Raw genomic sequence first — 24,104 nt, 5'->3', positions numbered from 1 at the left:
CGGATTAGCACCCGCGGCTTCCCGGCGGATTAGCACCCGCACGCAGGGCGTAGCGCCGTTCGGCGTAGTCCATGTCGTCGCGCCAGAGCCGATGGGCGGCATGCCGCATCAGCGGGGTGATCAGGGGCGCCACATTGAGCGCCTTTGTGAAGCCGGGGCGCGGCGACTGCGCGACCACAGCTTCGATCACGGCGACGCGCGGTCGACCGTCCGGCCCCGGCCCGAGCGGGGTGGCGTGCGTTTCGACCACACTGCCGGCGCCTTCACCCTCGACGATGCGCATGACGATGGTGCGGGATTCCGGGCAGGTGAACTCCGCGATCGTCGGAACACCCAACCTACCGAGCCGAAAGGTGACCGAGACGACGAAGCGGTCGTCGTCGTCGGTCGGGGTGGTCAGTACCTCGAGCCGGGTGAACGAGTACGGGTGGAACCAACTGCCGTGCCAGGGGTCCAGACGGTTCGCGATGACGTCGCAGGGTTCGCAAACGCCCTCCACACGGGTCACGGCAGCCAACGTGTCACCGGTAGGCCGGTCGGGCAGCACCGGCGTATCCAGCGGCACTTCCAAGCCTGCTGAATCGAGTCGCACCCACGCCAGCACTCCGTCGTCGTAGCTGGGCAGCGGCGCCCAACCCAGCTTGCATTTCTGGCCATCGAGCGCCAACCCATGCCAACGACACAACAGCACACCGTCAGACACGATGCCGGTGGCAAGATCGGCGCCCAGATGCGGACACGCGCCGGGTCCGACTCGCAGCTGACCCAGCCGGTCACGCCAGGCGACCAACTCGATGCCCGCCACGCGGGCGCCCAGCGGACGGCGGCTTCGCACGTCGCGGCTGGCCGCGAAGACATACCAATTCCCGGTTGGCCGACGTTGTGACCGATCCAGCGCCGCGTTGATGATCGCGGGCTGCGCCTGGCCATAGGTTGGCCGTTGCTTCGCCCACAAGTCCCGCGGAATCAGTTGTAGCGGCCAGTCTTTCGGCCACCGACGTACTATCCGATCCCCGACGCTCATGACCGGACCCGCCGTTGCCGGGTGGCCAGTGACCGCAACAGTGCGGACCTACCGCGGACCGGCACGGTGTACAAGTCGTGACCGGCGATACCCCAGCCGGCCAACAAATGATTGGCGGCCGCCCAGCCGGTTGTCGCGGCGCGTTCCATTAACGCCACCGGCAGATCGACCCGGATACCGTCACCGGCAAGTGCCAGCCCGCGTTGCGGCGTGCCCACCGTGGGCCGGCGAGTGTAGGTGCCCGGCGTGAACAACGGGCAATCGCTACGCCGCAGCACTCGCTCGTGCACCACCTTCGCTGCCGCGGTCTCCGGGTAGAGCTTGTGCAGCTGCGCGAGGCCATCGTCGCTCGATTTGTTGGAATCCATTGCGTAGGAATGTAACTCCACCACCGAACCACCGTGGCGAGCCGCCCATGCCGCCGCCTCTCGCTCGTAGCGTTCCAGCACGCTGATGTTGTCCAGCGGCTGGTGATCCGCGGTGCCGAGGAATGGCGCCCGAGTGGAGTCGACCGGACGGTCGAGCCAAAGCCGGTGCACCAGGAACGAAGGTGCGGTGCGCAGTCGCTGTACCTGGCTCCGCCACAGATCGGTGCCGAGTTGTGGTGATTCGCCCACGATTCGTTGCAGCCCAGCCACATCGACCGCGAGCACGACGGCGTCGGCGTCGAATCGATCACCGGTCTCGGTGTGGACGCGAAAGCCGGCCGAGCCGTCGGAGTCGATCCGCTGCACGGGCGTGCCCAAGTGGAACCGGGCACCGCGATTCATCAGGTAGTCGCGCAGCGGATTCCACAGGCTTGCATCGAAATTCGCGTTCGCGACGTCGAAGATCAATCCTTCGCTGGATCCGAGGAAGTAGATGTGAAACATCGTTGCGAGCTCACCGGCCGACAACTGCGAAGGTTCGGCGAAGAAGCTACGGGAAAACACCTCGAAGGCCAGGTGGCGCGCGGACTCAGGGAAATTGATGCTCTTCAGGAAGGTCTCGGCGTCGACGTGGTCCAGCTGATGGTAGATCTCGGGCACCGACACCGCCGCCAGCGGGGCGGCGGCTTTGGCGTCGATGCGCAACAGATCCGGGAGCCGGAACGTCGGGCTGCGCAGCGCGAAAGCCAGCGCATTCAACGGTGGTGTGCGGGGTAGCCCCCGGAAGCTGTCGCGGCGGCCGTGGCCGTCGATCAACGGGTAGTCCGTGACCGGCGTCAGCATCCGCAGCTGCGGATCGACCCGGCGCAGTAGAGCGCGCAGGTTGTAGTACTGGCGGAAAAACGCGTGAAATCCCCGGTTCATGGCGAGTTCGACGCCGTCGGTGCCAGGTTCGTGTTCGGTCCAGCCGCCAACGCGTCCGCCGAGGTAGCCCTCCTTTTCCACGACCTCGACGGCCACCCCCCGCTCGGCGAGCCCGGCGGCCGCCGCCAGGCCGGCGATGCCGGCACCGATCACCACGGCCCGCGGCCGCGCCGACAGGGCAGTGGTGTCGACCAATCCGGGCGAGGCGGGGTGTCGGTGGCGACGGTGGTCGGTCATTGCGGTGCCTCCCCAGCGGAAGTCCGGCCGAGGAAGGTGTGCACGATGTTGCGTTCCCAGCCCGGCATGGTCTCGCTACGCACGTCGATGAAGCCGGCATCGGTGAGCCGCCGACGGAACCGGGCCGCCCCGTCGAAGGACAACACGCTGCGCCACAGGTGCCTGTATAGCGTCGTGCTACGGGTCCGCCACCAACCGGCAGGGATGATGATGCCCCAGCACACCGCGTGCCAGATCCTGGTCGCTGCGCGGGAATCACGGACCGAGTATTCGTGTACTGCCAGCGTTGCGCCCGGCCGCAGCAGCGTCGCGAAGGTGCGCAATTGGCTGTCCGGATCAGCCAGGTTACGCACCAGGTAGGCCGCCAAGATGCCGTCGAATGGTCCGGTGATGCCGTGCTGGTGCAGATCTTCGATGCGGGTGTGCACAAATCGGACCGACGCGGGCCACGACTTCGCCTGTGCCGCATTCAACATTCCAGCCGCGGCGTCGACGGCGATGATCTCGGCTTCCGGCGCCGCGGCCAACAGCGCGGCCGTAGACGCGCCGGTGCCACAGCCCGCATCGAGCAGTCGTAAACCGCGGCCCCGGTCCGGCACGTTCATCCGTTGCACCGAGAGCCGCAGATTGTCGTGGTAGCCGGGGTTCGCACCTACCAACTGGTCATAGGCCTGCGCACCGACATCGAATGCATCCGGCACTTCGCTTCGGGCCAGACCCGATTTCTTCATGTTGTCCGATCCGCTCGCTGGCGCTCCCACAGCAGCAGCACCCCGGTGACCAAGGCGAAGCCGAATAGGAAGTCTTCGACGGGAATGTCGAACGGGAACCGCAAGCCGCTGGTCTGCCGCTCGTTGTAGATCACGATGGGCGCGCTGAGCTTCGTCAGCCAGCCATCGACGGGAACCTGGAAGCCCAGCACGATCACCATGGACAGCCAGTAGGCGAGCCGGCGAAACAGGCCGGTGTGCAGCACGGCGAACTCCAATGCGCACACGGCCAGCACCGAAACGACCGCCGGCAGCGTGTATCCCAGCCCTGTCATCGCCGTTTGCTCCAATCCAGAATCGTGCTCACTGCGTTGTAGGTCAACAGCCCGCACAGCGGAATGACCAGGAAGAACAACACTTCCTCGATGGGTATGTGCAGCGGAATCTCGATACCGGCCAGGTACTTGTCGTTGTAGGTCCATACCCGCGCCGCGATTGCCACCGCGTCCCAAACCAGGAAGATCGCGGCGACCGGCAACAGCGCGCGAGCCGCGCGACCGGCCTGGCGGTACACCCCCTTGCCGAAGACCTCCAAGGGCGCCGTAATGGCCAAGCACAAGCCGAGCACAATCAAATACTGCCAGCGGTCGCTCACGCTGCGCCAGCCTGCCGTCGGACCCGCCACGACCGGAACAGTCCACCGCTTGCGACCTGAAGCCGGCGGGTGGTCCCCACTGTGGCGCGGTGACTGAAGACCGAGAAGTCGCTGCTCTCAATGCAATCCAAGATTTCCGAGTACAAGGTCAGCGCAGTCGCCACGCACGGCCGGGACCGTGGCGCCAGCAACGCCACCCCGTCTGCGGCGAAACGATAGATTTCCCGGGTGGTTTCGTGCTGCGCAGCCAGAGCACTTCGCACCCGGGCATCGGTGCAGCGATGTTCGTGACACCACATCAGCAATTCCCGGTCCACACCGTAGGCCGCGAGTTCGTCGGCCGGTAGATAGATCCGGTTGCGCACCAAGTCCTCGTCGATGTCGCGCAGGAAATTGGTGAGCTGGAACGCGCGACCCAGGGCGGCGGCGTACGGTACCGCCTCCTGGGTGGTGGTCACGGTACCCAGCACCGGAAGCATCTGCAGCCCAATGACTTCCGCCGAGCCGCGCATGTACCGGTTGAGTGCCGCGCGGTTCGGATAGTCGGTGACGGTGAGGTCCATCCGCATGGACGCCAGGAAATCCTCGAACAGATCGGCAGTGATTCCGTATCGGGTGATGGTGTGCTGCACCGCCGCCAAAACTGGCTCGTCCAGATGCTGGCCTGCGGCGAAGAACCGGTCCGAAAACTCCTGCAGTCGAGCGGCGCGGGCAGCGACGTCCAGGCTGGTATCGAACTCGTCGAGGATGTCGTCGGCGTGCCGGGCGAAGGCGTACAGGGCGTGCACGGCCGGACGTTGGTCGGGCGCGAGCAACCTGGTGGCCAGGAAATAAGTGCGACCGTGTTCTGCGGCGATCTTTCGGCAGCGGCGATACGCGGTGCGCAGGCGCGGATCTTCGATGCCGGCGGCGTCGAGTTCGGTGCGGATCATGACAGTCGGGCTTTCATGTCGATGTGGGTGACTGATCGGTCGACTGCTCCGGTGATCCGGTCGGCGGCCAGTCGACCGGAGATCAGGGTGGTCGGCACACCCACCCCCGGCACTGTCGACGACCCGGTCAGCACCGCGTTCTCGATGCCCCGGACCATGTTGGTCGGCCGGAATGGGCCGGTTTGGCTGAACGTATGCGCAAGGGCGAACGGGCTGCCGGCCGCCATGCCCTGACGGGCCCAGTCGGCGGGGGTGTCGACGTGCAGCACTTCGACGTCCTCGCGCAGTCGCGGCAGTAACCGCTCCTGCACGGCGTCGATCATCGTCTGCGTGTAGGGCCCGGTGGTAGTGGTCCAGTCGATTCGTTGCCGGGACAGGTTGGGTGCCGGCGCCAGCACATAGAGCAGGTCCCGCCCTTCCGGGGCCAGGCTTGCGTCGCTGGCGGTCGGGCGCGTCACCAGCAACGACGGGTCCCGCATCAGTTGACCGTGGCTGATGATGTCGGTGAAGGTGTGCTCCCATGCATCCCCGAACAGGATGGTGTGGTGTGCCTGCGGTTGCGCGGCCGCGCGGCAGCCGACGTGCAGCACCACCGCCGACGGTGCCGCGCGCATCCGAAGTAGCCGCCTAGGTTGCCGCCCCAGCAACTCGTAGGTGCGCGGCAGCTCGGTGCTCAACACCACTGCGTCACACCCGATGCGCTGGCCGTCCGCGGTGACCACGGCGGTGACGCGCCCGCCGTCGCGCTCCAAAGCCGTGACCGTGGAGTCGTAGCAGAAGCGCACGCCCGCTTCCTGCGCTGCCGCGGCAAGCGCATCAGGCAGGGCGCGGACGCCGCCGCGCGGAAAGAACACTCCCGACACGGTGTCCATATAGGCAATCACCGCATACACCGCCAAAGCGTGCTGCGGGGCCACTCCGGCGTAGAGGGACTGGAATGTGAAGACCCGTCGCAACCTGGGATCGTTGATGTACCGCCTGACCATGGTTTCCCAGCGCAGGAACCCGCCGATCCCCGCCAGCCGCGCCAGCTGCGGGGTGAGCATGGACAGCGGTGAGTCGAAGTTGGAGGCGATGAAACCGTCGAATTCCGTGCGGTAGAGCCGGCCCAGCCAGTTGCGCAATTCGAGGTAACCGGCGGCTTCCTGCGGACCACCGAATTCCCTTACCGCAGCCGCCATCTGGTCGGCATCGGTGTGCACGTCCAAGGCGCTTCCGTCGGCGAACATCGCCCGATAGGCCGGCTCGACCGGCAATAACTCCATACGCTGGCTGCTCGTCTCACCGACGGCGGCGAATGCGTCGTCGATGATGTCGGGCATGGTGAGCACCGTCGGGCCGGTGTCAATCGAATAGCCGTTGATGTCGCGGCGGCCTGCACGCCCACCCGGCCAAGATTCCCGTTCCACCACAGTGACTTGCCGGCCTCGACCGGCCAGGTGCAGCGCCGCGGCCAGACCGGCGAATCCGGCGCCGACCACCACGACATGATCGGTGCGTCCGCGTACCGTCCGCATCAGCGTGCCGCCCCGGCCATCATGCGGCGCGCCGGGTGCACACGCCCGCCATGTCCGCCAGCGCCGCCTTGATCAGCATGTCGATTCCACTGTCTTCCAACGCTTTCTGTGCAATGTTCACCCGCTGGGTGATGAGCTCTTCAATCCACTGCACCGCCCCGGTGGCAAAGATCAAGCGGCGCCAGTGGTCGAGGGCATCGTCGTCCAGCGTATCGGTGTTGATCAGGTCGGAGAACTCCCGACGGACCGCCGTGTCGGCCATTTGGTAGGCAGCGACCATCACGCTGGTCGCCTTGCGTTCCAGCAGATCTCCGCCATTGGGTTTGCCGGTGTCCGTCGGAGAACCGAAGATGCCCAGGATGTCGTCGCGCAGCTGGAACGCCTCACCGACCGCGCTACCATAGTCGCCCAGTAGGGACAACGTGGGTTCGTCGCAGCCGGCCATCGCCGCCCCGATTTCGAGGGGCCGGCGAACGGTGTAGTTACCCGACTTCATCCTGGCCACCCCAAGCACCGCATCGAGCGTGGGGAGGTTACGCATATCCAAAGTGAGGTCGGCGAATTGGCCCACCGCCAACTCGGTGCGCATGGCGTCGTAGCGGGGCCATGCCCGCTGCAGCTGGTGGTCTTCGAGTCCGCAGTCGCGCAGCACCTGCTCAGCCCAGATCAGGCAGAGGTCACCCAGCAGGATTGCGGCGGACTCCCCGAACCGGCGCGACGATCCCGACATGCCACGCTGCCGATGCCAATCGGCGAATTGCACGTGCGCGGCGGGACGCCCCCGCCGCGAGGGTGAATCGTCCATCACGTCGTCTTGCAGCAGGGCAAAGGTTTGCAACAGCTCCAGACTCGCGGTTGCCCGGAGGGCCGTCGCACTGGCTGGAGCACCACACAGCCATCCCAGGTACATGAAGGTCGAACGCAGGCACTTACCGCCTTCGACGAATTTCAGCAGAACTGCACCGGCTACGTCGACGCGGCAGCCGACCATCTCGTCGGCACATCGAGCGGAGACGAATTCGGAAATCTCGGCCAGCACCGATCGCCGTAAGTCCTCTCGCCAGGAGTGAAACTGGTCGAGGGCGGGCAGCGGTGTCGGACTCGGTCGAACGACGTCGGCCAGCCGAGTCCTGGGAAACTCACGTATAGCTGCCACTGAAGCCCTCCCCTGACAAATGGGCCACCCGCTGGCCCGAACGGCTCAGATCCACGCTCTCTACCCCTTCAACTCCGATGCAAACCACCCTTAGGCGATCGAGCACCACGGCAACTATTTTCACTTAATTAATCGTTAAATTAGTGAATGATCATCACTATAGCCAGTTCCCCTGGCGGCCAAACAGCAGTGAGCTGACGAGTGTTTTTCTGTTCAGAGAACGGGAACCCGGAGCTAGTGAAAGTGTCCGATCTCTCCGACCTCATAGCGCTGCCCTTCCAGTGGGGCTCAGCCATCCGCGGCAAAAGGTTCTTCCATCCGATCGGTGTGGTGGCCGAAGGATCCATTGAACGGATCGCGCCAGAAAACTTCGGGCTGCCGATTCCGTCGTGCGACGTCATCGCCCGATTCTCCAAGGCCACCGGCACTCCGGCGGCACTGCCGGACTTCATCGGGCTGGCGATCCGTGTTCCGTCCGGGCCCGCGCAAGCTAAACCCTGGGATATCTTGCTGGTCTCTGCGGGATCGGGGGTGGTTACCCGGGCGGTTGCGCTGCGACCGGTCACGTCCTGGAGCGGGCAGAACCTGACCACCCTCATGCCGCTGAATTACGACGGCCAGAAGTGGTGGCTGCGGGCCCGAATCGAGACGCAGATCGACGGCACCGGAGTATCGCTGGACGACGTGCGCGAGCGGATCAGCCACGGCGGTGTTGACGTGGCGATCGAACAGGCCCAGGGCAGTTCCGATTTCGAGACGCTGGGTCGTCTGAGGCTGGACAAGCTCGCCGATCTGCAACCGGGCGAGGATGTTTCGTTCGACCCGGTGCTCAATACCGCACCCGGGGTCAAGCTGTTTCCGGGCTGGCTGGCCGATCTGCGGGCCAGTGCCTATGCCCGCAGCCGGGATGGACGCGACGCCGACGATTCGGGCGACACCAAGTGACCAAACGCGTCGTCATCACCGGTGCCAGCGGCAACGTCGGCACGGCGTTGTTGCACAGACTCGCCGAGGCCGATACCGACTACGACATCGTCGGTATTGCCCGTCGGGAACCTCCGCAGCAGGACGTGTACCGCGGCGTCGACTGGCGTCAGCTGGACGTCGCCGAGGACGGTGCCGACACGAAGCTGCAGAACATCTTTCGCGAGGCCGACTGCGTCGTACACCTGGCGTGGGGCTTTCAGCCCACCCGCAACCTCCGGTATCTGTACGACGTCGGCATACGCGGCACCTCGGCGGTACTGCGCGCGGCCGACAGCGCCGGCGTGCCTCATCTGGTGCACATGTCATCGCTGGGCACCTATGCGCAGGGGCGGTACGGCGAGAAGGTCGACGAGTCGTGGTCGACTGCGGGACTGGGTACCTCGGTCTACAGCAGGTCCAAAGCTGCCGCAGAGAAGTTATTCGACGACTACGAGAGCACACATCCGGACAGCACCGGCATCACGCGGTTGCGCCCTGGCCTGATCCTGCAACGCAGGGCGGCCGCGGGTCTGCGACGGTACACGCTGCCGGCATACATCGACCCCGCCTGGTTGCGGTGGCTTCCGGTGTTGCCGGTGGACCGGGCGCTGACCGTGGCGGTGGTCCATTCCGAGGACGTGGCAGACGCCTGTGCCAGGGTGATCGATCGCCGTGCCCTTGGGCCGTTCAACCTCGCCGCCGAACCGCCGGTGACACGCGACGACATCGCTCGCATCCTGGGAGCCAAGCCCATTCATGTCCCAGCGGCGCTGCTGGGTCCGGTGGTGCAGGCATCGTGGCGGGCGCGGTTGCAACCGATCGACCGTGGCTGGTTCGACATGGCGTTCGCCGCGCCGCTGCTCGCCACCGACCGGGCGCGAAGAGAGTTGGAGTGGTCACCGCGCTGGTCGTCTCTGGAGGCGTTGGAAGATTTGGTCGACGGTCTACTGCACGACACGGGCACGCCGAGCCCAGTGCTTCGGCCACGCTCGTTGCTCACCGCGATCAGGCGCAACGTGTCCCGGGGACCCGTCACCACCAGGCCGGTGCCGTGATCGGCTGCCGGTCAGGGTTTTTCGCTGCGACCGAGGAGATGCCGCAGGCTTGACTCGAGATCGGGCTGGCGGAAACGGTGTCCGGCATCGACGAGACGAGCGGGGCTGACGCGTTGGTTGGCCAGCGCCAGTTCACGCGCCCCCTGCGCACCGAGCAGGATGCGCGGGCCGAGCGATGGCACCGGTAGGACGGCGGGCCGGTGTACCACCCGGGCCAGGGTACGGGTGTATTCGCTATTGCGAACCGGTTGCGGGGCAACGGCATTCACGGGTCCAGACAGGTTGGTGTCCCACAGTCCGCGATGGTAGATGTCGACCAGGTCGTCGATTCCTATCCAGGAGAACCATTGCCGACCGTCGCCCAATCGTCCGCCCAATCCTGCGGTGAACAGCGGTCGCATCAACCGCAACGTCCCGCCGCGAGGGGACTGCACGATGCCGGTGCGCACCAGTACCACTCGGGCCCCGGCCCGCTGGGCGGGCTGGGTTGCGTCCTCCCAGTCGGCGACCACGTCGGCAAGGAATCCCTCGCCACGGTCGTTGCCCTCGGTGAGTGGCTCATCACCGCGGTCGTACCCGTAATATCCGATCGCGGATGCCGAGACCAGTGTGGCGGTGCCGGTTCGCGCCACCAGTTCTGCGAGGCGCTTGGTCGGCTCAATCCTGCTGTCACGGATCGATTTTCGATGTTTTTCGGTGAAACGGCCGGCGATGGAGGCACCGGCCAGGTGGATGACCGCATCAATGCCGTCCAACAGATCCGGGTGCGGGTCGGCCGGATTCCATTGCCGCTGGTCGGAGCCGCGAGCGGCGCCACGTACCAGCCGGATCACCCGATGCCCGCCGGTGCTCAAGAACGCCGTCAGCGCGGTTCCGACCAAACCCGACGAACCAGTCACCGCCACCGTGGCCGGACGCAGACCCTGCCGGTCCGCGCGGGCATGCGCGGCCAGATCGTCGGCCAGCTGACGGTGCCGGTAGACGAACATCGACCGTAACGCCGACGCCGGCACCGGCGTTTCCACCCGGTCGACGACTCGCGTCTTGGTCGCGCTTACTTCCTCGAAGTCATGGGTGTGGCGCCAGCGGGCCACCAGGCGCGGGGGCAGCGAGGCCAAGCCGTCACTGCTGATGACATCCACGAAACGATTTGGCGGATCGTACAATTCGGGCTGGTGCTGCGCTACCCAGCGCAGGCCGCCCGGCAACGCGAGCGTGGCACGTCCGTCCTCGAGCGAATCCGCCTCGGAGATCAGACGCATCGGCGACCATGGCGGCGACAACCGATTGAAGGCACCCGGTCGCGCGTACCAGGCAAACACCTGGTCGCGCGGCGCGTCGATCACGCTCGAATAGTTGATCCCCATCCCATGACGTTACCGGTCCGGTAGGGCGTGCTCGACGATGCGCTGGCGCGGCTGGGGTTGACGTTCGCCCCGCTTGGCGGCCAGGTACACCTGGGCGGTCTCCTTGGCTACCGTCTGCCAGTCGAAGTCGGAAGTGAGCCGGTTCCGGGCGGCGCGGGCGCGCCGTTGGGCGGCAGCGGGATCGTCCAGCACCGTGCGCACGGCGGCGGCGAGTCCGGCAACGTCGCGCGGCGGACACGACACCCCGGTGACCCCGTCGATGACCGCCTCACCCAGCCCGCCGATATTCGAGGTAACCAGGGGGATGCCGGCGGCAGCGGCCTCCAGTGCGGCCAGCCCGAACGGCTCGTAGTGGCTGGGCAGCACGGCCACATCTGCCCGATGCAGCAACTCCAGCAGTTCGGCATGCTCGCAGTGCCCGGCGAATCGAATCGCCTTGACTACCTTGTGTTTACGCGCCTGTTCGAGCAGCCACTCCTGTTTGGTGCCGTCACCGGCGATGGTCAGGGTGGTGCCCGGGTGGGTCCGTCTGATCCTGGGCAACGCCGCGATGGCGTCATGCACGCCCTTTTCGTATTCCAGCCGTCCGACGTAGAGCAATTGGGCCGGTCCGCTCCGCGGGCGGCGGGCGGCGAACGGCCACCGGTCCGCGTCGATGCCGTTGCGGATCACCGTCGTCGCGGACAAACCGGGCCCGAACAGTTCGTTGATCTCGTCGGTCATCGACATCGAGCAGGTGATCAGCGAATCGGATTCGCGGACCAACCACGACTCGACCGCGTGTACCTGACGGCTGATGGGTCCACTGACCCAGCCGGAATGCCGGCCGGCTTCGGTCGCGTGGATCGTCGAAATCAGCGGCACGTCGTAGTTCTGTGCCAGCGCGATCGCAGGGTGTGCCACCAGCCAGTCGTGCGCGTGTACCACGTCAGGACGCCAAACGCCTTCGCTGTCATGACTTTTGATGCAGAGTCCGGCGCGGATCATGGCGTGGCCCATGGCAAGCGTCCAGGCCATCATGTCGGTGCTGAAGGTGAACTCGTGCGGATCGTGCGCGGCCGCGATCACTCGGACCCCTTCGCTGACCGCGTCCGACGATGGATGGGTGCTGGCGTCGGTGCCGGTCGGGTGGCGCGACAGCACGACGACCTCGTGACCCGCCGCCGCCAACGCGGTCGACAGGTGGTGCACATGCCGCCCGAGGCCGCCGATGACCACCGGCGGGTACTCCCACGAGATCATCAGGATCTTCATGCGCTCGACCTTTGGCCGTGCGAGGGTCCGCGTAATGCCGTCACGCGCGGCGTGTCCCCGTACCGACACGCGCCCTCGCGGCGGAAAGTGCGGGAGAAACGGGAGCTCACCGCGGCAACCTGCGAGCGTCGAGGGCGCCGAACAGGCCGTCGGCCCGATTCCACCCTTCGGCCAATCGCTGCGCGGCGTCGCGCCGGCCCGATGCCAACGTGCCGGCGATCTCACGGGTGGCGTGCGCGTGCAGGTGGGCGCGGTAGCGGGCGTAGTCCGCGGCGGAGTCCTTGCTGACCATGAACGGCCAGTCGCTGGACACCGTCAACAGCGTCTCGCGCAGGATCTGGTCGGCGACATGATCGCGGGGGATCGGCCCGTCCAGTGAGGACGTCTGCGCCAGCGCCTTGTCCACCGTGGACAGGGCGGTGTCGACCACCTCGGCGTTGAGCTGGACCAGGTCGGCCACCTGCTCGCCGTTCCACACCTGCCAGTCCTTGCCCGAACCCCATGAGCTGGGCGGCAATTCGACGGCGTCACCGACGAAACCGTCGTCGATCGCGTCGCGCAGCGTGCCCACCCGGACCCCGGCTTCGGGCAGTGCCCGCAACACCCGCGCCAGCCAGGTGGGTCCCTCGTACCACCAGTGGCCGAACAGTTCGGTGTCAAAGGCGGCGACCACGTGAGCGGGCCGGCCGATCCGCTCGGACTCCGAAAGCAGGCGAGTGCGGACCACGTCGACGAAGTCGGCGACGTGGCCGTCGATCGTGCGGTCGGCGCGTTCGGGGTCATAGGGCGCCTTGCCCTCCGACGCGACACCGCGGCCGGTGACCCGGGCCGGCTTCAGGCCGGTGAGGTGGTCATAGGTGTGGAAATCCCGGTAGGCGGCATGTCCGGGATAGCCGGATTTCGGCGACCACACCCGGTAGCTGACCTGTAGATCACGTCCGAATGCGACGACGTCGGTGGTACCCACCGGACGGCCCAGCGCGGTATCGCCGTGCAGCGACGGGCCGTCGACCATGAAGTGGGAGACGCCGGCAGCCGCGTATTCGGCTTCCAGGCCCGGGGCATAGGCACACTCCGGTGCCCAGATCCCGGTGGGCCGATGCGCCAACCGCAACCGGGCGTCGGCCAGACCCTCCCGCAGGGCGAACTCGCGCAGTCGCGGTGCCAGTAGCGGCTGGAACGGGTGGGCCAGCGGGCCGCCGAGCAGTTCCACCGTGCCGGCGTCGATCAGTGCGCGCAGCATCGGGCTGCCGCCGTGGCGCCAAAGAGTCGCGAAGTCCTCCAGCGCCTGCTCGGCCTCCGCAACCTCGCGAACTCCGAACGCCCGCAACGCTTCTGGCGTACACGAGAGGTAGCCTGTCGATTTCGACCGCGGCAGCGACCGCACGCTGGCGGCTTCGGCTGCGCGCAGTCGCCAATTGGCCAGCCAGTGATACATCCCGTCGAGGCAGTACGGGTCGTCGAGTTGGGCGTTCACCACCGGTGTCATGCCCAGGGTGATCAGTCCGCGCCGATCCTCGTCGGCCAGCGCGCCCAGCACCCGGAACAACGGCAGATACGCCGCCGACCACGACTGGTAGAGCCACTCCTCACCGACCGGCCACCGGCCGTGGTGGGCCAGCCAGGGCAGGTGGGTGTGCAGGACCAGAGTGAACATGCCCGGCACGGCGTGGCGCCCGACCTCCGGGGTGGTCACGCGCGTACCGCCAGGGCTACTAGATCGAGGCTGTCGTCGATGTCTCGGCTGCCGCCGATGGGGACGAGGTCGAAGTCGGCAGTGCAGACCGCCGCGACGTCTGCGACCAATTCTGGCGGCCAGGGCGCATCGGCCACCGCACGTTCGATCTGCGCGTCGATGATGGACCCGCCGTGGCGGGCATCCATCTCCTGCAGCGTCGAGCCGTGGAACAGCCCGGACATGCTCACCTCGCCGAAGCCGCCGTCCAGCAACAACTCGGTGAGCTCTTCGGCATTGAGTTCGCGGGTGTGGAACGGGTTGATCGGGGTGTCTCGACCGGGAGAGAAGGTGATCCGGTTGGGTGTGGACATCATCAGTAGGCCGGCGGGCCGCAGCACCCGGGCGCATTCACGGACGAACTGGCCCTGGTCCCACAAGTGCTCGATGACCTGGAAGTTGACCACGACGTCCACCGACGCGTCGGGCAGCGGTAGCTCGGCGAGGTTTGCCCGCATCACTTCTACGCGGGGATAGCGGGCGCGAACATGGGCTACCGCGGCCTCGTCGTAGTCCACCGCGATCACCCGACGGGCGACCGTTGCGATCAGATCGGCACCGTAACCTTCGCCACACCCCGCTTCGAGCACCTCACGGCCCGCGCAGCGCGGCGCCAGGCGTTCGTAGACCACTTCGTGGCGGCGGAACCAATAGTTCTCAATGTCCAGGTCGGGGATGGTGCGCTCGCCCGTCAGCGTCAACACCGCAGCAACCTCCGCTGGGTTGTCGGCGGGGATCCGGTGGGGTCCGTCGGGAACGAATGCGCTCATTGCTAAGGCAGGCTAATGCCTGACGCCCGATTCGCGAACCGGGCGGCGGATCCAGGCGACAGAATGACCAGCACTACCCGCTATGGTGTGAAGGCAGACCGCTGAAAGTTACCGCCTAGTAACATGCCGATGCGGTCGCTTAACCGCGTGACCTAAGTCCTGTCGCCAACGCCGCAGGACTCCGTCAAGGAGGACGAACCACACTTATGACGAACATCGTGGTCCTGATCAAGCAGGTCCCAGACACCTGGTCGGAGCGCAAGCTTTCCGACGGCGATTACACGCTGGACCGCGAGGCCGCCGACGCGGTCCTGGACGAGATCAACGAGCGCGCCGTCGAAGAGGCGCTGCAGATCCGCGAGCGCGAAGGCGGCGAGGGAACCGTGACGGTGTTGACCGCCGGTCCCGAGCGCGCCACCGAGGCGATCCGCAAGGCCCTGTCGATGGGCGCCGACAAAGCCGTCCACCTCAAGGACGACGGCATGCACGGCTCCTGCGTCGTACAGACCGCGTGGGCACTGGCCCGCGCGCTGGGCACCATCGAGGGCACCGAGCTGGTCATCGCCGGTAACGAGGCCACCGACGGCTCCGGCGGTGCGGTACCGGCGATCATCGCCGAGTACCTGGGACTGCCGCAGCTCACTCACGTGCGCAAACTGTCCGTCGAGAACGGCAAAGTCACCGGCGAGCGCGAGACCGACGACGGTCTCTTCGCCCTGGAAGCCACACTGCCTGCGGTGGTCAGCGTCAACGAGAAGATCAACGAGCCGCGCTTCCCGTCCTTCAAGGGCATCATGGCGGCCAAGAAGAAGGAAGTCACGGTCCTGACCCTGGCTGAGATCGGCGTCGAGAGCGACGAGGTCGGCCTGGAGAATGCTGGTTCGACGGTGCTGTCCTCGACCCCCAAGCCGCCGAAGACCGCGGGCGAGAAGGTCACCGATGAGGGCGAGGGCGGCAGCCAGATCGCTCAGTACTTGGTGTCCCAGAAGATCATCTGAGCGCAACTCCGGACGAGAGAGCAAATAACCCATGGCTGAAGTACTTGTGCTTGTCGAGCAAGCCGAAGGGGCCTTGAAGAAGGTCACTACCGAACTGATCACCGCCGCCCGTGCGTTGGGCGAGCCGTCGGCCGTCGTCATCGGCGCCCCGGGCACGTCCGAGCCGCTGATCGACGGGCTGAAGGCGGCCGGCGCCGCCAAGATCTACGTCGCCGAGTCCGATGTGGTCGACAACTATCTGATCACCCCGTATGTGGATGTCCTGGCCGCACTGGCCGAGAGCTCCGCACCGGCCGGGGTGCTGCTGTCCTCCAACGCGGACGGCAAGGAGATCGCCGGCCGGCTCGCCGCCCGGATCGGGTCTGGCCTGCTGGTCGACGTGGTCGGGGTCCAGGAGGGCGGCAAAGGTGTGCATTCGATCTTCGGTGGTGCATTCACGGTCGAAGCCCAGGCCAATGGCGACACCCCGGTGATCACGGTCCGCGCCGGAGCCGTCGACGCCGAGCCCGCCGACGGCGCCGGTGAAGTGGTGAACGTCGAGGTGCCCGAGCCCGCTGAGAATGCGACCAAGATCACCTCGCGCGAGCCGGCAGTCGCCGGCGACCGCCCAGAGCTGACCGAGGCCACCGTGGTGGTGTCCGGCGGCCGTGGTGTGGGCAGCGCGGAGAACTTCAGCGTCGTCGAGGAGTTGGCCGACTCCCTTGGTGCCGCGGTGGGCGCGTCGCGCGCGGCGGTCGACTCCGGCTACTACCCGGGGCAGTTCCAGGTGGGCCAGACCGGCAAGACGGTTTCCCCGCAGCTTTACATCGCGCTGGGCATCTCCGGGGCGATTCAGCACCGGGCGGGAATGCAGACCTCGAAGACCATCATCGCGGTCAACAAGGACGAGGAAGCGCCGATCTTCGAGATCGCCGATTACGGCGTGGTGGGCGACCTGTTCAAGGTCGCGCCGCAGCTGACCGAGGCGATCAAGGCGCGCAAGGGCTGACGTTTCGCTGCGCGAGCAGACCTGAAAGCACCCGCACGCCCAGCGTGCGGGTGCTTTTACGGTTTAGGTGCCACTTTTGCGTTCGTGTGCCACATTTCGTCATCTGACGTGCACCGACACGTCAACGCGCCGATGCCGGTTAGCTCATCGGCTGCGCCACGTTGGTGGCATGAGCATCGCTTCTGTCCTCATACCCAGCGAGAAACCGCGTGGCACGGCGACCAAAGATGCACCGGGCCCGCACTACTCCTTACTGCTGTCCACCGACGAAGCCCTCATCGAGGCGGCGCAACGGTTGCGCTACGACGTATTCACCAGCACTGCCGGATTCGCCCTGCCTGCCGCGATCGACGGCCGTGACGCCGATCGGTTCGACGAGTACTGCGACCACCTGCTGGTTCGCGACGACGACACCGGTGAGCTGGTGGGTTGTTACCGAATGTTGCCACCGGCGGGCGCTATCGCCGCCGGAGGCCTGTATACCGCAACGGAATTCGACGTCCGTGCCTTCGACTCACTGCGCCCGTCGCTGGTCGAAATGGGCCGTGCTGCGGTGCGGGAGGGGCACCGCAACGGCGGGGTCGTGCTGCTGATGTGGGCAGGCATCCTGGCCTACCTGGACCGTTGCGACTACGAATACGTGACCGGGTGCGTCTCGGTGCCGATCTCGCCCGACTCGGCGGCAATGGAAGCCGACCAGACGCCCGGAAGTCAGGTCCGCGGCGTGCGTGACTTCGTGCTCACCAGGCATGCGGCGCGCTACCGGGTGCACCCGTACCGGCCCGTTCGCGTCGACGGCAAACCGCTCGAGGACATCGCACCACCGGAGCGGCCGACGATTCCGGCCTTGATGCGGGGCTACCTCCGGTTGGGCGCACAGGTCTGCGGCGAACCGGCCCACGACCCTGACTTCGGCGTCGGTGACTTTTGTGTCCTGTTGGCCAAACAGCATGCCAACACCCGATACCTCAAGCGGCTGCGGTCGGTCGCGGCGGCCTCGGCGCTGTGAACACGGCCGGGCACTCCTGGCTGCCCCGCGCCTCGTGTGATGCCAACTGTGTGCGGGCGACGGAAGTAGCTGTGGCACAACCGATTCGGACGGCGATGCGGGTCGCGTTCCGCGTCGCCTGTGCGTTGCTGCTGGCACCGGGGATACCGCTGCTCGGGGTGCAGTTGCCGGGCAGCACCCGGGTGCAGCGCACCTACTGCCGGTTGGTGCTGCGGTGTTTCGGTGTGCGAATCAGGGTGTCCGGCAATCCGATTCGTAACCTGCGCGGCGTGTTGGTGGTGAGCAGTCACATGTCCTGGCTGGATGCTTTCGCCATCGGCGCGGTGTTGCCCGGGTTGTTCGTCGCGCGCGCCGACATGTGCACGGCCGGGCCGGTCGGGATGCTGGCGCGCATCCTGCGGGTGATTCCGATCGAGCGGTCCAGCCTGCGACGGCTGCCCGGTGTGGTGGATGCGGTCGCCCGGCGGTTGCGCACCGGGCAGACCGTCGTCGCCTTCCCCGAGGGCACGACGTGGTGCGGCATGGCATCGGGCAGTTTCTATCCGGCGATGTTCCAGGCCGCGATCGATTCCGGCCGCCCGGTGCAGCCACTTCGGTTGAGCTATCACCAGGTCGACGGCAGCATTTCGACCGCACCCGCATATGTCGGCGACGACACCTTGGGGCGTTCGGTGGGCCGGTTGCTGCGGGTGCGCCGCACAGTGGTGTCGCTGCGGGTCGAGTCACTGCAGCTACCGGGTACGGATCGGCGCGAGCTGGCCGGCCGCTGTCAGTCCGTGGTGTTCCCGGAGCGCACTCGCGGCCACGGGCACGCGCTCGTGGCCTGACGGCGGGGCAGAATGGCGTGATGAGTCGTTGGCCGTCCCCCGATGTCCCTGGTCCCGGTCAGGAGTCGGTTTGGGACTACCCCCGGCCACCCCGGTTGGAGGACTTCGACGGCTCGATCACCGTAGAGCTGGACGGCGAGACGATTGCGTCCACGACCCGGGCCTGGCGAGTGCTCGAGACCAGTCACCCCCCGACTTACTACCTGCCGCGTGACGCGTTCGCCGCTGGGGTGCTGCGACCGACGACCGGCGCGTCGTGGTGCGAATGGAAGGGCCAGGCAAGCTACTTCGACCTGGTTGCCGGCGAGGTGGAGGCGCCGCGCGCAGCGTGGAGCTACGAAAGGCCGTCGGCCTCCTTCGCGCGCATCGCCGGAGCCGTAGCGGTGCTGGCCACACTGGTGGACCGCTGCACCGTCAACGGTGCGCAGGTGATTCCCCAACCCGGGGGGTTCTACGGCGGCTGGATCACCAGCTGGGTTGCCGGCCCGTTCAAGGGGATTCCCGGTTCGATGGGGTGGTGATTCGCCGCGCCACGCTTACCGGTGCCGATTGCCGGGAAACCATAGCCGGTGAACGACGGAATCATGTTGAGCGTGCACCGGGTGATCGCCGCCCCGCCGCAGGCCCTGTGGGAACTCCTGGTCGATCTGGATGCCTGGCCGCAGTGGGGACCGACGATCGCGCGCGCCGAACTGGATCGGCCCTACCAGGAACTGGAATTGGGAGCTACCGGCACGGTGCAGACACCGGTATTGGTCGGTGTGCCGTTCGTGGTCACCGAGTTCGATCCGGGCAGGTTCTGGGCATGGAAAGTGGCCGGCATTCCCGCTACCAGTCACCGGGTCGATCCGACGGAGCAAGGCGCCCGAGTGACCATGGCTGTTCCGTGGTGGGCGGCTCCCTACCTGAGTGTGTGCTCGGTTGCGTTGCGCCGCATGGAGAAAATGGTCGGAGCGGCCTAGCTCGTCACGGCGGCGTTCCGCCGAGGTCCTGCTGTTGGGCCACCACGTCGTCGAGGTCTTTCAACCGTCGCAGCCCGGCCAGCGGCTGGGTCATCCGTCGATTGCCCGCCAGCTGCTCGCAGTTGCGGGCCAGAAACCACCAATAACCGCCCGTGAACGGACAGGCCCGGTCGCCGACCCGTTCGCTGGGTCGGTACTGGCAGGGGCCGCAGTAGTCGCTCATCCGATTGATGTATGCCCCGCCGGCCGCATAGGGCTTGGTCGCCATCAGCCCGCCGTCGGCATGCTGGGCCATGCCAATGACATTGGCGACCATCACCCAGTCGTAACCGTCGACGAAGCAGCGGTGAAACCAGTCCGCCACTGCTCCCGGATGCCAACCACGCTGCATTGCATAGTTGGACAGCACCATCAGCCGCGGAATGTGGTGCACCCAGCCGTGGTCGCGGACCTGGGCCAGCACGTCGCGCAGGCAATGCGCTTGCACCGCGTCGGCATCCAACTCGGCGAACCAGTCCGGCAGGGCACCGTGGGCCCGCAATGCGTTGCGGCGGCGGTAGCCGTAGCCGAAATGCCAGTACACATGCCAGATGTAGTCACGCCAGCCGATCAGCTGGCGGATGTAACCTTCCACGCTGGCCAGCGGCGCCTGGCCGGAGCGAAAAGCGTCCTCGGCGGCGTAGGCGCAGTCCAGCGGATCCAACAGGCCCAGATTCATCGGCGCCGACAGCAGGCTGTGGGCCATGAACGGGTCGCCGGCGAGGATGGCATCCTCATGCGGACCGAAGTGGGGCAACCGATCACGCAGGAACACCTGCAAGGCGGACTGGGCTTCGGTTGCGGTGACCGGAAATTCCCGCGGACCGTCGTTGCCGACGAACGAGACGTCGCCGTCGCGTTCCCAGCGGTTGAGATCCGCCCGGACTCGTTCGTCGATCTCGTCCTCTGTCGGCCGCCAGGGCGGCGGAATGCCCAATTGCTGTCGGTCCTTCGGGGCCGGCTCACGGTTGTCGGCGTCGAAGTTCCACCGCCCCTGCACCGGGTCGTCACCGTCCATCAACAGGTCGAAACGGCGACGGGCAGTCCGGTAGAAGTTTTCCATCAGTAGCGTTCGCTGATTCTTCGCCCACTCGTCGAAAGCTTCCCGGCTGGTACAGAAGCCGCGGGCCGGCAACACTTGGACCGCCGGTAGCGAGCGCACGAACCGGTCCGCCTGCCACGAAGTCGGCTGGCACACGCTGACCGGTCCATGGACCTGGTCGAGGGCTTCGCGGTAGGTCCGCGTCTGCAGGAACAGGGCCTGCTCACCGAGTTCGGCGGCGCGGTGCCGCAGCGCCGACAGCACCAGATGAGCCTTGCGGCGATGGAACCGGCGACGTTGGAAGACGGCGCGGGACTCGATAAGCAGCACTGCCTGAGCCGGATCGTCCAAGAAGTGCGGTCCCAGCTGGTCGGCGAAGCACCACCGGCGGTTTTGTTCGTTCACTGACTCAGCGATTGACCGATGGACGCGGCGTCAAACTGTCGACCGTCGCGGGCGCCGCAGCTTGCGACGAAACCCCAGGTGGGCGGCACAATCTTGGTCCGGTGCGCAGCGAGGACTCAGCCCGGCCGCGCCGGGGGACCTCGATAGCGGTCTGACCAGGTCGGTCGGTCCCCGCTGAAATTCTGGGTCGCCGGGCGGGGCCGGTATCGTAAACGCAGTCATGGTCTACCTCGATCACGCCGCCACCACCCCGATGCACCCTGCTGCCATCGAGGCGATGACGGCTGTGCTGGGCACGGTCGGCAACGCCTCCTCGCTGCACACCGCCGGGCGTGCGGCGCGGCGGCGCATCGAGGAGTCGCGCGAACTGATCGGGGACAAGCTGGGCGCGCGACCCTCCGAGGTGATTTTCACCGCGGGCGGCACCGAGAGTGACAACCTGGCCGTCAAGGGAATCTTTTGGGCGCGCCGCGACGCCGACCCGAGCCGACGGCGCATCGTGACCACCGAGGTGGAACACCATGCGGTGCTCGACACGGTGCATTGGCTGGTCGAGCACGAAGGCGCCGAAGTGAGCTGGCTGCCCACCATGGCCGACGGCTCGGTGTCGGCGGCCGCGTTGCGTGAGGCGCTCGAAGAGCACGACGACGTGGCATTGGTATCGGTGATGTGGGCCAACAACGAAGTCGGAACGATCATGCCGGCCGCCGAACTGGCCGGCGTTGCTGCCGAGTTCGGTGTTCCGATGCACAGCGACGCCGTGCAGGCAGTCGGACAGTTACCGGTTGACTTCGGGACCAGCGGCTTGTCGGCAATGAGCGTGGCAGCGCACAAGTTCGGTGGCCCACCGGGCGTGGGTGCGTTGCTGTTGCGGCGTGATGTCTCCTGTGTGCCGCTGTTGCACGGCGGCGGTCAGGAGCGCGATGTGCGTTCGGGCACACCGGATGTGGCGGGTGCCGTCGGCATGGCCACGGCAGCCCGAATCGCGGTGGACGGGCTGGAGGTGAACAGCGCGCGGTTGCGGGTGCTGCGGGACCGCCTGGTCGAAGGTGTGCTGGCCGAGATTGACGACGTGCGGCTCAACGGAGCCGCGGATCCGCTACGGCTGCCGGGCAACGCGCACTTCACTTTTCGCGGCTGCGAAGGCGATGCACTGCTGATGCTGTTGGACGCCAACGAAATCGAGTGCTCCACCGGCTCGGCCTGCACCGCTGGTGTCGCGCGGCCGTCACATGTACTTACGGCGATGGGTGTGGACCCGGCCGACGCCCGCGGGTCGTTGCGGTTGTCGCTGGGACACAGCAGCGTCGCGGCCGACGTCGATGCGGCGTTGCGGGTGTTGCCGGCGGCGGTGGCCAGGGCCCGCCGCGCCGCGCTTGCCGCCGCGGGGATGGTTCAGTGAAAGTTCTCGCCGCGATGAGCGGTGGTGTCGACTCCGCAGTTGCCGCTGCCCGTATGGTCGACGCCGGGCACGACGTGGTCGGTGTGCACTTGGCATTGTCGACCGCGCCAGGCACGCTGCGCACCGGCTCGCGTGGTTGCTGCTCCAAAGAGGACGCCTCCGATGCCCGCCGCGTTGCCGATGTACTCCGGATCCCGTTCTACGTATGGGATTTCGCGGAGAAGTTCAAGACAGACGTGATCGACGACTTCGTGTCGTCCTATGCGCGCGGCGAAACACCCAATCCCTGCATCCGCTGCAACCAGCAGATCAAGTTCTCGGCGCTGTCGGCCCGGGCGCTGGCGCTGGGCTTCGACGCCGTCGGCACCGGGCACTATGCGCGGCTGTCCGATGGTCGGTTACGTCGCGCCGTCGACCGGGACAAGGACCAGTCCTACGTGTTGGCCGTCCTGAGCGCAAACCAGTTGCGCCACGCCGCGTTTCCGATCGGCGACACCCCCAAGCCGCAGATCCGCGCCGAGGCGGCGCGGCGCGGTCTGGCGGTTGCCGACAAGCCGGACAGTCATGACATCTGTTTCATCCCGTCCGGCAACACGCAGGCATTCCTCGGTGCACGCATCGGTGTGCGGCGGGGGAGTGTGGTGGACACCGACGGCGCGGTGCTGGCCGAGCATGACGGTGTGCACGGCTTCACCATCGGGCAGCGCAAGGGTCTGGGCATTGCCGGGCCTGGTCCGGATGGCCGCCCGCGCTACGTGACGGAGATCGACGCCGATACCGCAACGGTCCGCGTCGGCGGCGTCGCCGATCTCGACGTTCACGCGCTGACCGGCCGGCAGCCGATCTTCACCGACGGCAGTCCGATAGCCGGGCCGTTCGAATGCGACGTCCAGGTCCGGGCGCATGGCGAAACCACCAGTGCCGTAGCCGAATTCGTCGGCGACGAACTCCGCGTGCAACTACGCACCCCGCTGCGGGGGGTAGCACGGGGTCAGACCCTGGTGCTCTACCGTCCCGACCCCGAGGGTGACGAAGTGCTGTGCAGCGCCACCATCGCCGGTACGGGGCGTTAGCCGCCCGGGACGTTGGCGGCCATGTTCGTCATCACGATCTCGGACACTGAGTCCGGGAAACCGCAGAAGGTGACCTCCAGCAGAGCGGCCGAGAGGACGCGGTAATCCCGTCCGCACGACCCCGGCCGCATCTGCAGCGAATCTGCGTCGGCCTGCCAGGTGCTGATGAACAGCCAACCCATCGAACTGCCCGCGCAATTCTTGACGGTGCTCACCAGCCCGTCGAAGGCCCGCCGGGCGGTGTCGGCGTCCAGGTAGCTGGCAGCGCCCTCGGAAATCAGCCGACCCTGGGGAGGGTCCTGAAATGTCGTCTTGTGGAACACCTTGACTTCGGGGCCGAAAGTGGCGGTCTCCGCGAAAACGAATCGACATTCCCGTGGCGCCGTCGTCGCAAGGCTTTCGATGTCGACTGGGTAGCTGCCGTCCATCGACGGGATTATCGTCAGGTGATCACCCGCGCCGGTGATGGCACGCATCCGGGACTGATCCAACAGCACAGCACCGGCGTCGAGCACACCGATCGGCACTGCGTTCAGGGGCGGCACCGCTTCACCGCCCACCAGCCGGGTACACGCCACTGTCAGCAGCATCACGCATCCCAGCAGCAAATGCGTCACTCTCGCCATCTGCCACCCTTCTGCGTTGAACCTACCCGTGCGGCCGGTCACGAAACACCCCTGAGGTTCGCT

24 protein-coding genes are annotated in these 24,104 nt (G+C 66.7%); 10 read left to right on the top strand and 14 right to left on the bottom strand.

Annotated features, from left to right (window positions below; all coding sequences use genetic code 11):
• Positions 1-4: 4 nt before the first annotated feature.
• The 8 genes from A5636_RS12280 to A5636_RS12245 are packed head-to-tail and all read right to left on the bottom strand — an operon-like array spanning position 5 to position 7,490.
• On the bottom strand, positions 5-1,024 hold the full coding sequence (locus A5636_RS12280) for a DUF5914 domain-containing protein (protein ID WP_065158903.1): 1,020 nt from the start codon (positions 1,022-1,024) through the stop codon (positions 5-7).
• Positions 1,021-2,553, bottom strand: a complete 1,533-nt coding sequence (locus A5636_RS12275) for an FAD-dependent oxidoreductase (RefSeq protein ID WP_065158902.1) — start codon at positions 2,551-2,553, stop codon at positions 1,021-1,023. The genes A5636_RS12280 and A5636_RS12275 overlap by 4 nt, the downstream gene beginning before the upstream one ends.
• On the bottom strand, positions 2,550-3,284 hold the full coding sequence (locus tag A5636_RS12270) for a class I SAM-dependent methyltransferase (protein WP_065158901.1): 735 nt from the start codon (positions 3,282-3,284) through the stop codon (positions 2,550-2,552). Before A5636_RS12270 ends, A5636_RS12275 begins: the two co-directional genes overlap by 4 nt.
• Positions 3,281-3,598 (bottom strand): lycopene cyclase domain-containing protein, encoded by a 318-nt coding sequence (locus A5636_RS12265; protein ID WP_065158900.1) that lies wholly within the window; start codon positions 3,596-3,598, stop codon positions 3,281-3,283. The genes A5636_RS12270 and A5636_RS12265 overlap by 4 nt, the downstream gene beginning before the upstream one ends.
• Positions 3,595-3,918 (bottom strand): lycopene cyclase domain-containing protein, encoded by a 324-nt coding sequence (locus A5636_RS12260; RefSeq protein ID WP_065158899.1) that lies wholly within the window; start codon positions 3,916-3,918, stop codon positions 3,595-3,597. The genes A5636_RS12265 and A5636_RS12260 overlap by 4 nt, the downstream gene beginning before the upstream one ends.
• On the bottom strand, positions 3,915-4,850 hold the full coding sequence (locus A5636_RS12255; RefSeq protein WP_065158898.1) for a phytoene/squalene synthase family protein: 936 nt from the start codon (positions 4,848-4,850) through the stop codon (positions 3,915-3,917). The genes A5636_RS12260 and A5636_RS12255 overlap by 4 nt, the downstream gene beginning before the upstream one ends.
• A complete protein-coding gene (crtI, locus tag A5636_RS12250; RefSeq protein ID WP_065158897.1) occupies positions 4,847-6,367 on the bottom strand; it encodes a phytoene desaturase family protein in 1,521 nt (506 codons plus the stop codon). Before crtI ends, A5636_RS12255 begins: the two co-directional genes overlap by 4 nt.
• Before the next feature lie 19 nt (positions 6,368-6,386).
• Positions 6,387-7,490, bottom strand: a complete 1,104-nt coding sequence (locus A5636_RS12245) for a polyprenyl synthetase family protein (protein WP_253900579.1) — start codon at positions 7,488-7,490, stop codon at positions 6,387-6,389.
• A 276-nt stretch (positions 7,491-7,766) separates the two neighbouring features.
• Between A5636_RS12245 and A5636_RS12240 the strand changes: the two genes are divergently transcribed.
• The gene (locus A5636_RS12240) at positions 7,767-8,468 is read left to right on the top strand and encodes a phosphodiesterase (RefSeq protein WP_253900574.1); all 702 of its coding nucleotides are present in this window, start codon (positions 7,767-7,769) and stop codon (positions 8,466-8,468) included.
• Positions 8,465-9,544, top strand: coding sequence for an NAD-dependent epimerase/dehydratase family protein (locus tag A5636_RS12235; RefSeq protein ID WP_065158895.1), 1,080 nt, complete (start codon positions 8,465-8,467; stop codon positions 9,542-9,544). The genes A5636_RS12240 and A5636_RS12235 overlap by 4 nt, the downstream gene beginning before the upstream one ends.
• 11 nt (positions 9,545-9,555) lie before the next feature.
• On the opposite strand, the gene A5636_RS12230 is transcribed toward A5636_RS12235, so the two are convergent.
• The 4 genes from A5636_RS12230 to A5636_RS12215 all read right to left on the bottom strand — a co-directional run bounded on the left by A5636_RS12230 (position 9,556) and on the right by A5636_RS12215 (position 14,670).
• Positions 9,556-10,911, bottom strand: a complete 1,356-nt coding sequence (locus tag A5636_RS12230; protein ID WP_065158894.1) for a TIGR01777 family oxidoreductase — start codon at positions 10,909-10,911, stop codon at positions 9,556-9,558.
• 9 nt (positions 10,912-10,920) lie between these two features.
• The gene (locus A5636_RS12225; RefSeq protein ID WP_065158893.1) at positions 10,921-12,165 is read right to left on the bottom strand and encodes a glycosyltransferase family 4 protein; all 1,245 of its coding nucleotides are present in this window, start codon (positions 12,163-12,165) and stop codon (positions 10,921-10,923) included.
• 106 nt (positions 12,166-12,271) lie between these two features.
• Positions 12,272-13,822, bottom strand: coding sequence for a 1,4-alpha-glucan branching protein domain-containing protein (locus A5636_RS12220; protein WP_065158962.1), 1,551 nt, complete (start codon positions 13,820-13,822; stop codon positions 12,272-12,274).
• A gap of 35 nt (positions 13,823-13,857) precedes the next feature.
• Positions 13,858-14,670, bottom strand: coding sequence for a class I SAM-dependent methyltransferase (locus A5636_RS12215; RefSeq protein WP_065158892.1), 813 nt, complete (start codon positions 14,668-14,670; stop codon positions 13,858-13,860).
• A 206-nt stretch (positions 14,671-14,876) separates the two neighbouring features.
• On the opposite strand from A5636_RS12215, the gene A5636_RS12210 reads away from it, so the two are divergent.
• The 6 genes from A5636_RS12210 to A5636_RS12185 all read left to right on the top strand — a co-directional run bounded on the left by A5636_RS12210 (position 14,877) and on the right by A5636_RS12185 (position 19,454).
• Complete coding sequence (locus A5636_RS12210) at positions 14,877-15,668, top strand: electron transfer flavoprotein subunit beta/FixA family protein (protein ID WP_065158891.1); 792 nt, start codon at positions 14,877-14,879, stop codon at positions 15,666-15,668.
• A gap of 31 nt (positions 15,669-15,699) precedes the next feature.
• Positions 15,700-16,656: an electron transfer flavoprotein subunit alpha/FixB family protein gene (locus A5636_RS12205; protein WP_065158890.1), complete on the top strand. Its 957-nt coding sequence runs from the start codon at positions 15,700-15,702 to the stop codon at positions 16,654-16,656.
• Between the two features lie 169 nt (positions 16,657-16,825).
• Complete coding sequence (locus A5636_RS12200; protein ID WP_065158889.1) at positions 16,826-17,665, top strand: GNAT family N-acetyltransferase; 840 nt, start codon at positions 16,826-16,828, stop codon at positions 17,663-17,665.
• Complete coding sequence (locus A5636_RS12195; RefSeq protein WP_065158888.1) at positions 17,662-18,492, top strand: lysophospholipid acyltransferase family protein; 831 nt, start codon at positions 17,662-17,664, stop codon at positions 18,490-18,492. Before A5636_RS12200 ends, A5636_RS12195 begins: the two co-directional genes overlap by 4 nt.
• A gap of 20 nt (positions 18,493-18,512) precedes the next feature.
• Positions 18,513-19,013 carry a DUF427 domain-containing protein gene (locus tag A5636_RS12190; protein ID WP_065158887.1) on the top strand — a complete coding sequence of 167 codons (501 nt, stop codon included), beginning with the start codon at positions 18,513-18,515 and terminating at the stop codon, positions 19,011-19,013.
• Positions 19,014-19,061: 48 nt separating this feature from the next.
• Positions 19,062-19,454 carry an SRPBCC family protein gene (locus A5636_RS12185; RefSeq protein ID WP_367592519.1) on the top strand — a complete coding sequence of 131 codons (393 nt, stop codon included), beginning with the start codon at positions 19,062-19,064 and terminating at the stop codon, positions 19,452-19,454.
• A 4-nt stretch (positions 19,455-19,458) separates the two neighbouring features.
• On the opposite strand, the gene A5636_RS12180 is transcribed toward A5636_RS12185, so the two are convergent.
• Positions 19,459-20,940, bottom strand: a complete 1,482-nt coding sequence (locus A5636_RS12180) for a cryptochrome/photolyase family protein (RefSeq protein ID WP_216638835.1) — start codon at positions 20,938-20,940, stop codon at positions 19,459-19,461.
• 220 nt (positions 20,941-21,160) lie between these two features.
• Between A5636_RS12180 and A5636_RS12175 the strand changes: the two genes are divergently transcribed.
• Entirely contained in the window at positions 21,161-22,342 is a 1,182-nt protein-coding gene (locus tag A5636_RS12175) for a cysteine desulfurase family protein (RefSeq protein WP_065158885.1), read from the top strand.
• A complete protein-coding gene (gene mnmA, locus A5636_RS12170; protein ID WP_155763776.1) occupies positions 22,339-23,415 on the top strand; it encodes a tRNA 2-thiouridine(34) synthase MnmA in 1,077 nt (358 codons plus the stop codon). The genes A5636_RS12175 and mnmA overlap by 4 nt, the downstream gene beginning before the upstream one ends.
• On the opposite strand, the gene A5636_RS12165 is transcribed toward mnmA, so the two are convergent.
• On the bottom strand, positions 23,412-24,041 hold the full coding sequence (locus tag A5636_RS12165) for a sensor domain-containing protein (protein ID WP_065158960.1): 630 nt from the start codon (positions 24,039-24,041) through the stop codon (positions 23,412-23,414). The genes mnmA and A5636_RS12165 overlap by 4 nt on opposite strands.
• Between the last annotated feature and the right edge of the window lie 63 nt (positions 24,042-24,104).

Source organism: Mycobacterium asiaticum, from assembly GCF_001673315.1.
GTDB lineage: Bacteria > Actinomycetota > Actinomycetes > Mycobacteriales > Mycobacteriaceae > Mycobacterium > Mycobacterium asiaticum_B.
Note: the sequence above shows the minus strand (reverse complement) of the source record. Positions and strands in the feature narration are given on the sequence as shown.